General features: G+C 68.6%; 8 protein-coding genes. 6 read left to right on the top strand and 2 right to left on the bottom strand.

The features are described from left to right. The coding region (gene prpR, locus HMPREF3115_RS22580) for a propionate catabolism operon regulatory protein PrpR (protein WP_070556158.1) at positions 1-1,575 on the bottom strand (1,575 nt) is incomplete at its 3' end. A 171-nt stretch (positions 1,576-1,746) separates the two neighbouring features. Here prpR and prpB point away from each other — a divergent pair. The 5 genes from prpB (at position 1,747) to HMPREF3115_RS22555 (ending at position 8,972) form a co-directional block, all read left to right on the top strand. Further along, positions 1,747-2,640: a methylisocitrate lyase gene (prpB, locus tag HMPREF3115_RS22575; RefSeq protein ID WP_006397396.1), complete on the top strand. Its 894-nt coding sequence runs from the start codon at positions 1,747-1,749 to the stop codon at positions 2,638-2,640. Positions 2,641-2,694: 54 nt separating this feature from the next. Next, entirely contained in the window at positions 2,695-3,867 is a 1,173-nt protein-coding gene (prpC, locus tag HMPREF3115_RS22570; protein ID WP_070556156.1) for a bifunctional 2-methylcitrate synthase/citrate synthase, read from the top strand. Between the two features lie 80 nt (positions 3,868-3,947). Continuing rightward, positions 3,948-6,545: a Fe/S-dependent 2-methylisocitrate dehydratase AcnD gene (gene acnD / locus HMPREF3115_RS22565; RefSeq protein ID WP_125902526.1), complete on the top strand. Its 2,598-nt coding sequence runs from the start codon at positions 3,948-3,950 to the stop codon at positions 6,543-6,545. 25 nt (positions 6,546-6,570) lie between these two features. After that, on the top strand, positions 6,571-7,761 hold the full coding sequence (gene prpF, locus HMPREF3115_RS22560) for a 2-methylaconitate cis-trans isomerase PrpF (RefSeq protein WP_006407909.1): 1,191 nt from the start codon (positions 6,571-6,573) through the stop codon (positions 7,759-7,761). Between the two features lie 161 nt (positions 7,762-7,922). Next, entirely contained in the window at positions 7,923-8,972 is a 1,050-nt protein-coding gene (locus HMPREF3115_RS22555) for a CaiB/BaiF CoA transferase family protein (protein ID WP_070556152.1), read from the top strand. A gap of 110 nt (positions 8,973-9,082) precedes the next feature. Here the strand turns inward: HMPREF3115_RS22555 and HMPREF3115_RS22550 are convergent, their stop codons facing one another. Then, positions 9,083-9,526, bottom strand: a complete 444-nt coding sequence (locus HMPREF3115_RS22550; protein ID WP_006397391.1) for a PaaI family thioesterase — start codon at positions 9,524-9,526, stop codon at positions 9,083-9,085. A gap of 247 nt (positions 9,527-9,773) precedes the next feature. Here HMPREF3115_RS22550 and HMPREF3115_RS22545 point away from each other — a divergent pair. Beyond that, on the top strand, positions 9,774-10,886 hold a 1,113-nt coding region (locus tag HMPREF3115_RS22545), incomplete at its 3' end, for a Tar ligand binding domain-containing protein (protein ID WP_256276367.1).

The following is a 10,886-nucleotide window of genomic DNA, read 5'->3' as shown; positions in this document are numbered from 1 at the left end:
CTCGCGCCGCGCGGCCTGCACGAGCAGCGTCGCGGCGAGCGCGGGAATGTCGGCCGCGCGTTCGCGCAGCGGCGGCAGGCCGACGTTCAGGATGTTGAGCCGGTAATAGAGATCGGCGCGGAACGTGCCGGCTTCGACGGCCGCGAGCAGCGGCCGGTGCGTCGCGGCGATCACCCGTACGTCGATCCGGATCGGTTCGGTCGAGCCGAGGCGGATCACCTCGCGCTCCTGCAGTACGCGCAGCAGCCGGCTTTGCAGCGACGGCGGCATTTCGCCGATCTCGTCGAGAAACAGCGTGCCGCGATGCGCGGCCTCGAACAGCCCGGTCTTGCCGCCGCGGCGCGCACCCGTAAACGCGCCTTCCTCATAGCCGAACAGCTCGCTTTCGAGCAGCGCTTCCGGAAACGCGCCGCAATTGACCGCGACGAACGGATAGCTGCGCCGCGCGGAGAGCGCATGCAGGCTCTGCGCGATCATTTCCTTGCCGGTGCCGCTTTCGCCGAGCACGAGCACGGTCGCGTCGGATTTGGCGTAGCGGCGCACGAGCTCGCGCACGCGCGTCATCGGCGCGGACGCGCCGACGACGTCGTCGAGCGAATAGCGCGCGGCGAACTGCTGCGTGTTCGGCTGCGAGCGCAGCGCGCGATCGAGCCGCTCGACCGCGCGCGATTCCTGGAACGTCAGCACGCTGCCGGACGTGACGCCGCGGTCGACGAGCGGCCCGCGATGCACGACGTAGCGCACGCCGCGCACGGTCGCGAGCGCCTCGCCGTCCTCGCCGCGCAGCGTGCGCAGCTCCGGCCGCAGATCGACGAGTGCGCGGCCGACCGCGGCCGACGGCTCGACGCCGAGCGCCGACGCGAGCCTTTCGTTGATGGCCTCGACGCGGCCCTGCGCGTCGAGCGCGACGACGCCGTCGCGCAGATGCTGGAGCAGCGTGTCGAGCCGCTGGCGGCGAAACGCTTCGGCATGCGTCGCGTACGCGACTTCGAGCGCCGTTTCGACGGCCTTGCGCACCGATGCGTGCGAATACAGGAACACCGCGCCCATCCCGGCGCTCGCCGCGAGATCGGTGACGAGGCCGGGCCCGACGATCGTTTCGATGCCGCGATCGCGCAGATCGTGCACGCACGCTTCGGCTTCCTGTGCGGTCTGATATGACGCAAACTGCACGTCCAGACCGTACGCGGCGACGAAGCGGCGCACTTCGGGCGGCGTGTCGCCGGCGCTGACGAGCGCGATGCGCGTCGCATCGCGCCGCGCGCGCGCGAGCGCCTGCATCACGTCGAAGCCGGTCGGCGACACGACGACGACAGGCACCTGCGCGCGCGTCTTCAGGAAGCCGCCGTTCGAGCCGGCCGCGACGATCACGTCGGGCCGGGCGGTGCCGGCCTCGGCGATGGCGCCGAGCGCATCCTCGTACGCGCGCGTGACGATGCGCACGTCCGCGCGTTCGTCGAATTCGCCGGCGATTTCGCGAAACAGGTCGCGCAGCCGGCTGATGCCCATCGCCCAGATGCGCGGGCGCACCGTGCGGTCGGCCGCGCCGGCGGGCTTGATCGGAGAGAGGTCCATGGCCGCCGATTATGCGCGCCGGATTTCATTTTTGGAATACGAGATTTCCGAATTGAAATGAAACGGGCCGCCGGCTGCGGCGCCGTTCGCTTAAGAATCAGCGGGTTAGCGCGGCGAAGCGACGCTGGCCCGGTCCTTGCTGTCTATGGGCATTCCTTCAGGAGGCCGTTCATGAGCAACACGCATCTTCAGAGCGCCGGCGCGAAGTTCCGCGCGGCAGTCGCGGCCGAGCAGCCGCTGCAGGTGGTCGGCGCGATTACCGCGTACGCGGCCAAGATGGCGCAGGCCGTCGGCTTCAAGGCTGTCTATCTGTCGGGTGGCGGCGTCGCCGCGAACTCGCTCGGCATTCCCGATCTCGGCATCAGCACGATGGAAGACGTGCTGATCGACGCGAACCGGATCACCAACGCGACCGACCTGCCGCTGCTCGTCGACATCGACACCGGCTGGGGCGGCGCCTTCAACATCGCGCGCACGATCCGCTCGTTCATCAACGCGGGCGTCGCGGCCGTGCATATCGAGGACCAGGTCGGCCAGAAGCGCTGCGGCCACCGTCCGGGCAAGGAGTGCGTGCCGACCGACGAGATGGTCGACCGCATCAAGGCCGCCGTCGACGCGCGTACCGACGACCAGTTCGTGATCATGGCGCGCACCGACGCGGCTGCGGCCGAAGGCATCGATTCGGCGATCGAACGCGCGGTCGCCTACGTCGAAGCCGGCGCCGACATGATTTTCCCCGAGGCGATGAAGACGCTCGACGACTACCGCCGCTTCAAGGCCGCGGTGAAGGTGCCGATCCTCGCGAACCTGACGGAATTCGGCTCGACGCCGCTGTTCACGGTCGACGAACTGCGCGAGGCGAACGTCGACATCGCGCTCTACTGCTGCGGCGCGTATCGCGCGATGAACAAGGCTGCGCTGAATTTCTACGAGACGGTGCGCCGCGACGGCACGCAGAAGGCGGCCGTGCCGACGATGCAGACGCGCGCCGAGCTGTACGACTTCCTCGGCTATCACGAATACGAACGCAAGCTCGACGAGCTGTTTGCGCAGGGCAAGAAGTAAGCGGCCCGCGTGGCGACGACGAATCTGCCTATCTGGATACAGGAGAACCGAAACATGAGCGAGACGAAAGACGCAGCAGCACCGGCCGCCGCAGGCGCATTCAAGCCGAAGAAGTCGGTCGCGCTGTCGGGCGTGACGGCCGGCAACACGGCGCTGTGCACGGTCGGCAAGACCGGCAACGACCTGCACTACCGTGGCTACGACATTCTCGACGTCGCGGAATCGTGCGAGTTCGAGGAGATCGCGCACCTGCTCGTGCACGAGACGCTGCCGAACCTGACCGAACTCGCCGCCTACAAGGCGAAGCTGCGCGCGCTGCGCGGACTGCCGAACGCGCTGAAGGCGGTCCTCGAGCAAATCCCGGCGTCCGCGCATCCGATGGACGTGATGCGCACCGGCGTGTCGGTGCTCGGCACCGTGCTGCCGGAGAAGGACGACCACAACCTGCCGGGCGCGCGCGATATCGCGGATCGCCTGATGGCCTCGCTCGGCTCGATGCTGCTGTACTGGTATCACTTCTCGCACAACGGCAAGCGGATCGAAACGGAAACCGACGACGACTCGATCGGCGGCCACTTCCTGCACCTGCTGCACGGCAAGACGCCGTCGAAGTCGTGGGTCGACGCGATGCACACGTCGCTGATCCTGTACGCGGAGCACGAGTTCAACGCGTCGACGTTCACGGGCCGCGTGATCGCGGGCACGGGCTCCGACATCTACTCGGCGATCACCGGCGCGATCGGCGCGCTGCGCGGGCCGAAGCACGGCGGCGCGAACGAAGTCGCGTATGAAATCCAGAGCCGCTACCGCTCGCCGGACGAAGCGGAAGCCGACATCCGTCGCCGCGTCGAGAACAAGGAAGTCGTGATCGGCTTCGGTCACCCGGTCTACACGATCTCCGATCCGCGCAACAAGGTGATCAAGGGCGTCGCGCACAAGCTGTCGAAGGAAGCGGGCGACCTGAAGCTGTACAGCATCGCCGAGCGTCTCGAATCGGTGATGTGGGACGCGAAGAAGATGTTCCCGAACCTCGACTGGTTCAGCGCGGTGTCGTACCACATGATGGGCGTGCCGACCGCGATGTTCACGCCGCTGTTCGTGATCTCGCGCACGTCCGGCTGGGCCGCGCACATCATCGAGCAGCGCGTCGACAACAAGATCATCCGCCCGAGCGCGAACTACACGGGCCCGGACGATCTGCAGTTCGTGCCGATCGAGAAGCGCTGAAACACCGGCCGCGCGCGCCGGCGCCCGTTCCGCGGGCGGCCGGTGCGCGCCGCACGCCACCCTTCGATTTCCCCCACATGATGAATACCGCCTACCGCAAACCCCTGCCCGGCACGTCGCTGGACTACTTCGACACGCGCGCCGCGGTCGAGGCGATCGCGCCCGGCGCCTACGACACGCTGCCGTACACGTCGCGCGTGCTCGCCGAGAACCTCGTGCGCCGCTGCGAGCCGGCGATGCTCGCCGATTCGCTGAAGCAGATCGTCGAGCGCAAGCGCGAGCGCGATTTTCCGTGGTTCCCGGCGCGCGTCGTGTGTCACGACATCCTCGGCCAGACCGCGCTGGTCGACCTCGCCGGCCTGCGCGACGCAATCGCGGAGCGCGGCGGCGATCCGGCCAAGGTGAACCCGGTCGTGCCCGTGCAACTGATCGTCGATCACTCGCTCGCGGTCGAATGCGGCGGCTTCGATCCGGACGCGTTCGCGAAGAACCGCGCGATCGAGGATCGCCGCAACGAGGATCGCTTCCACTTCATCGAGTGGACGAAGAAGGCGTTCGAGAACGTCGACGTGATCCCGCCGGGCAACGGCATCATGCATCAGATCAATCTGGAGAAGATGTCGCCGGTGATCCAGGTGCAGGACGGCGTCGCCTATCCGGACACCTGCGTCGGCACCGACAGCCACACGCCGCACGTCGATGCGCTCGGCGTGATCGCGATCGGCGTCGGCGGGCTGGAGGCGGAGAACGTGATGCTCGGCCGCGCATCGTGGATGCGGCTGCCCGACATCGTCGGCGTCGAGCTGACCGGCAAGCGCCAGCCCGGCATCACCGCGACCGACATCGTGCTCGCGCTGACCGAATTCCTGCGCAAGGAGAAGGTGGTCGGCGCGTATCTGGAGTTCCGCGGCGCGGGCGCGGCGAGCCTGACGCTCGGCGATCGCGCGACGATCTCGAACATGGCGCCCGAATACGGCGCGACGGCCGCGATGTTCTTCATCGACGGCCAGACGCTCGATTATCTGCGTCTGACGGGCCGCAGCGACGAACAGGTGAAGCTCGTCGAGACCTACGCGAAGGAAGCGGGCCTGTGGGCCGACACGCTGCAGCACGCGCAATACGAGCGCACGCTGACGTTCGATCTGTCGAGCGTCGTGCGCAACATGGCCGGCCCGTCGAATCCGCACAAGCGGCTACCGACCTCCGACCTCGCCGCGCGCGGGATCGCCGGCCGGTGGGAAGAGAAGCCGGGCGAGATGCCCGACGGCGCGGTGATCATCGCGGCGATCACGAGCTGCACGAACACCAGCAACCCGCGCAACGTGATCGCGGCGGGCCTGCTCGCGCGCAACGCGAATGCGCGCGGCCTCGTGCGCAAGCCGTGGGTGAAGAGCTCGCTCGCGCCGGGCTCGAAGGCCGTCGAGCTGTACCTGAAGGAAGCGAACCTGCTGCCCGAGCTCGAGAAACTCGGCTTCGGCATCGTCGCGTTCGCGTGCACGACCTGCAACGGGATGTCCGGTGCGCTCGATCCGAAGATCCAGCAGGAAATCGTCGAGCGCGACCTCTACGCGACGGCCGTGCTGTCCGGCAACCGCAACTTCGACGGGCGCATCCATCCGTATGCGAAGCAGGCGTTCCTCGCGTCGCCGCCGCTCGTCGTCGCATATGCGATCGCCGGCACGATCCGCTTCGACATCGAGCAGGACGTGCTCGGCCACGACCGGGACGGCAAGCCCGTCACGCTGAAGGACATCTGGCCGACCGACGAGGAAATCGATGCGATCGTCGCGTCGAGCGTGAAGCCCGAGCAGTTCCGCACCGTCTACGAGCCGATGTTCGCGCGCGCGGCCGACGCGGGCGAGCGCGCGGCGCCGCTCTACGACTGGCGGCCGCAGAGTACCTACATCCGCCGCCCGCCGTACTGGGAAGGCGCGCTGGCCGGCGAGCGCACGCTGCGCGGCATGCGCCCGCTCGCGGTGCTTGGCGACAACATCACGACCGATCACCTGTCGCCGTCGAACGCGATCCTGCCGGACAGCGCGGCCGGCGAATACCTCGCGAAGATGGGCCTGCCGGAAGAGGACTTCAACTCGTACGCGACGCACCGCGGCGATCACCTGACCGCACAGCGCGCGACGTTCGCGAACCCGACGCTCGTCAACGAGATGGCGGTGGTCGACGGCGCGGTGAAGAAGGGCTCGCTCGCGCGCGTCGAGCCGGACGGCAAGGTGATGCGGATGTGGGAGGCGATCGAGACGTACATGAATCGCAAGCAGCCGCTGATCGTCGTCGCGGGCGCCGACTACGGCCAGGGTTCGTCGCGCGACTGGGCGGCCAAGGGCGTGCGGCTCGCGGGTGTCGAGGCGATCGTCGCCGAGGGCTTCGAGCGGATCCACCGGACGAACCTGATCGGGATGGGCGTGCTGCCGCTCGAGTTCAAGCCGGGCACGAACCGCAAGACGCTCGGCATCGACGGCACCGAGACGTTCGACGTGATCGGCGAGCGCACGCCGCGCGCGGATCTGACGCTCGTGATCCATCGCCGCAACGGCGAGCGCGTCGACGTGCCGGTCACGTGCCGGCTCGATACGGCCGAGGAAGTGTCGATCTACGAGGCGGGCGGCGTGCTGCAGCGCTTCGCGCAGGACTTCCTCGAATCGTCGCAGGCCGCGGCCTGATCCGACCACACTGGAGCAACGCAACATGGCGCATATTCCTCAAATCCGGATTCCCGCGACCTACATGCGCGGCGGCACCAGCAAGGGCGTGTTCTTCCGGCTTCAGGATCTGCCGGATGCCGCGCAGGCGCCCGGTGCCGCGCGCGACGCGCTGCTGCTGCGCGTGATCGGCAGCCCCGATCCGTACGGCAAGCAGATCGACGGGATGGGCGGCGCGACGTCGTCGACGAGCAAGACGGTGATCGTCTCGAAGAGCACGCGGCCCGGCCACGACGTCGATTACCTGTTCGGGCAGGTCGCGATCGATCGCGCGTTCGTCGACTGGACCGGCAACTGCGGGAATCTGTCCGCGGCGGTCGGCCCGTTCGCGATCGCGGGCGGGCTCGTCGATCCGGCGCGCGTGCCGCGCGACGGCATCGCGACCGTGCGGATCTGGCAGGCGAACATCGGCAAGACGATCGTCGCGCACGTGCCGATCACGAACGGCGCGGTGCAGGAAACGGGCGATTTCGAGCTGGACGGCGTGACGTTCCCGGCCGCCGAAGTACAGCTCGAGTTCATGGATCCGGCCGCCGACGAAGAGGGTGCGGGCGGCGCGATGTTCCCGACCGGCAACCTCGTCGACGATCTGACGGTGCCGGGCGTCGGCACGCTGAAGGCGACGATGATCAACGCGGGGATTCCGACGATCTTCGTCGACGCGGAAGCGATCGGCTACAAGGGCACCGAGCTGCAGGACGCGATCAACGGCGACGCGAAGGCGCTCGAGAAGTTCGAGACGATCCGCGCGCATGGCGCGCTGCGCATGGGGCTCATTGACACGCTCGACGAGATCGCGACGCGGCAGCATACGCCGAAGATCGCGTTCGTCGCCAAGCCGGCCGACTATGTCGCGTCGAGCGGCAAGCGCGTGAACGCGGGCGACGTCGACCTGCTGGTGCGCGCGATGTCGATGGGCAAGCTGCATCACGCGATGATGGGCACGGCAGCCGTCGCGATCGGCACGGCCGCGGCGATTCCCGGCACGCTCGTCAATCTCGCGGCCGGCGGCGGCGAGCGCAACGCGGTGCGCTTCGGGCATCCGTCCGGCACGCTGCGCGTCGGTGCGGAGGCGAAGTTCGAGAACGGCGAATGGACGGTCACGAAGGCGATCATGAGCCGCAGTGCGCGCGTGCTGATGGAAGGGTGGGTGCGCGTGCCGGGCGACGCGTTCTGAGGCGACCGGCCATCGATTCGATCCCCGTGAAGCGGAGTCGCTGCGCGGGGATTTTTTGTTTGAGCGGCGTGCGAGCGCGAATGTCGATCGACCGCGACGCACGGGTTCGGCGCAGATGTTGAAGCGTCCACGCCGACCGGCCGCGAAGACGGGAGAACCGCATGTCGCTTGACGCACCGCTTTCCGGCGTCCACGTCGTCGAATTCGAAGGCCTCGGCCCCGGCCCGCTCGCCGGATGGATGCTCGCCGGCATGGGCGCGCGCATCACGCTGGTCGCGCGTCCCGCCGGGCGCTCGAGCGCGCCCGACGCCTTGCGCAGCCGCGACGGCGATCTGCTGCGCGAAGGCAAGACGATCGTCGAACTCGATCTGAAGTCCGCCGCCGGCCGCGACGCCGCACTGGACCTCGTCGCGCACGCCGATGCACTGATCGAAGGGCTGCGCCCCGGCGCGATGGAGCGCGTCGGCCTCGGCCCCGACGCCTGCGCGCGCCGCAATCCGAAGCTCGTCTACGCGCGGATGACCGGCTGGGGCCAGCACGGCCCGCTCGCGTCGGCCGCCGGACACGATCTGAACTATGTCGCGCTCACCGGGATGCTGTCGCTGTCAGCGCCTCGCGACGGCCGGCCGGGCCTGCCGCCGACCGTCGTCGGCGATGCGGGCGGCGCGCTCGGCCTCGCGTTCGGCATCGCCTGCGCGCTGTTCGACGTGCGCGCGGGCGGGCCCGGCCGCGTCGTCGACGGCGCGATCGTCGACATCGTGTCGATGCTCGGCACGCTGGCGCTATGGGCGCGTGCGAGCGGCCAGCTCGACGGCGCGCAGCCGAGCCTGTTTCACGACGCGCCGTTCTACGACGTGTATCGCTGCGCCGACGGCGAATGCGTGACGATCGGCGCGCTCGAACCGCCGTTCTATGCGCTGCTGATCGAACGGCTCGGGCTGGCCGACGTCGATCCCGCGTCGCAGTACGATCGCACGCGCTGGCCCGCGCTGAAGGCGCGTTTCGCCGAGGTGTTCGCGCAGCATCCGTCTGCGCATTGGCGCAAGCTGCTCGAAGGAACGGACGCGTGCTTCGCGCCGGTGCTGAGCGTGGCCGACGCGGCCGACCATCCGCACAACGTCGCGCGCGGCGTTTATCGCACCGACCGCGACGGCAATCTGCGCGCGCGTGTGGCGCCGCGGTTCATGCCGTTGAACGACGATTCCGCGTGAGGTGAAGCGGGGGCCGCCGTGACGGCGAGACGCGCCGTGCCGTACCGTGCCGACGATCCCGCCGCCGCATGCCGCGCCGCACGAAAGCCGACGCGCGGCCCGCACCGCGCTTACGCGGTTTCCTGCGGCGCGCCCGGATTCTTGCCGTCGCCGACGCGATTGATCGTGCCTTGCGCGATCGCGACGAGCCGTTCGTGATCGCCGTCGATGACGAACACGTGACACTGGCACGTCGCCTGGTGCCGCCCCGCATAGACGAGCTTCGCGCGCGCGACCAGCGTGCCGTTCACGGCCGGCCGCAGATAGTTGATCTTGTATTCGCCGGTGACGACGCGCGGGCCCAGCGCGAGCGCGCCCGCGAACGTGAGCGCGTTGTCGGCGAGATAGCTGATGACGCCGCCGTGCACGAAACCGTGCTGCTGCCGCAGTTCGTCGCGCACGGCGAGACACAGCGACACTTCGTTGTCGCCGATATGCATCAGTTCCGTGCCGAGCAGCATGCTGAACGGTTGCGCGCGCAATGCGCCGCGCGCGTGGTCCACGATGTCGGTCATCGACTTTCCTCGCAATGTGTGGCCGCTTGCGCTGAACTCTAGGAAGGGGGCTGCCGATAAGCAAGGAAATTCGTCCGCGTTTCTTGCGATCGGCGGCGCGATGCGACGCGATTATTGCGTCGAATGCGGTGGGGCGCATCGTCCGAGGGCGATTCCATCGGAATGACTGAAAGGTAGCTAAAGTCGGCCGAAGAATTGCCGCTAATGCCGGGGCATTGCTCCATCGTCCGCTCTCCAGGAATTCTCCATGTTCGGAAAAATCAAGCTCGCGTCGGGTCTGCTCGGCGTGTTGACCGTGTTCTGCGTCTTTCTGTTCGCGATCGAAGCGCTCGGCTTCTGGGCGCTCGCGTCGACGCGCAGCGGCGTCGACGATTTGTCGAACGTCGCGATCGCGCAGGTCGATTCCGCCAATAAGGCGACGGAACGGCTGCTCGACGCGCGCGTGAACCTGTCGCGCGCCGGCACGCGGATGGTGCGCGGCGGCCCGAAGCCCGACGACATCATTCGCCATGCCAGCGACTCGCTCGTCGAGGCCGACAAGGCGTTTGCCGTGCTGACGTCCGCACAGCCCGTCGACGACGCGAACCGCGCGCGCGTCGCGGCGCTCGTCGAGCGTTATCGCGCGTTGCGCGGCGCGCTCGGGGAACTCGTGCAGTTTCTCGACGCCGACAATATCCAGGCCTTCCTCGATCAGCCGACGCAGCGCTTCCAGGACGCGTACGTCGCCGAACTGCGCCGTTTCGCCGACTACGGCGCCGCGTCGAGCCGCAGCGCGCTCGACACGATCGACGGCGGCATGAAGTGGTTCAAGTGGGTCGGCATCGTGCTGCTGATCGCGATGCTCGCGACCAGCGCGGCGATTTACGCGGCCGCGCGACGTGCGGTCGTCGCGCCGCTCGACGAGGCGGGCCGGCACTTCGAGCGGATCGCGCAGGGCCGCCTCGACGAAGCGGTGCGCGCGCGCGGCGTGTTCGAAATCGACCGGATGCTGCGCGGCCTCGCGGCGATGCAGGCCAGCATCGCCGATACCGTGCGCACGGTGCGGCAGGCGTCCGACGCGATTCACGTCGGCGCGGGCGAAATCGCGGGGGGCAACGCGGACTTGTCCGCGCGTACCGGCACGCAGGCCGCGTCGCTCGAGGAAACCGCAGCGAGCATGGAAGAACTGACCGCGACGGTCCGGCAGAACACCGACAGCGCGCGGGCCGCGAGCGCGCTGGCCGACGCGGCGCTCGAAGCGACGAGCCACGGCGGCGGCGTGGTCGACAGCGTGATCGAGCGCATGCGCGGCATCGCGCAAAGTTCGGGCCGGATCGCGGAGATCATTTCGGTGATCGACGGCATCGCGTTCCAGACCAAC

Origin of the sequence: Burkholderia sp. HMSC10F09 (assembly GCF_001806955.1) — a bacterium.
Lineage (GTDB): Bacteria > Pseudomonadota > Gammaproteobacteria > Burkholderiales > Burkholderiaceae > Burkholderia > Burkholderia multivorans.
Note: the sequence above shows the minus strand (reverse complement) of the source record. Positions and strands in the feature narration are given on the sequence as shown.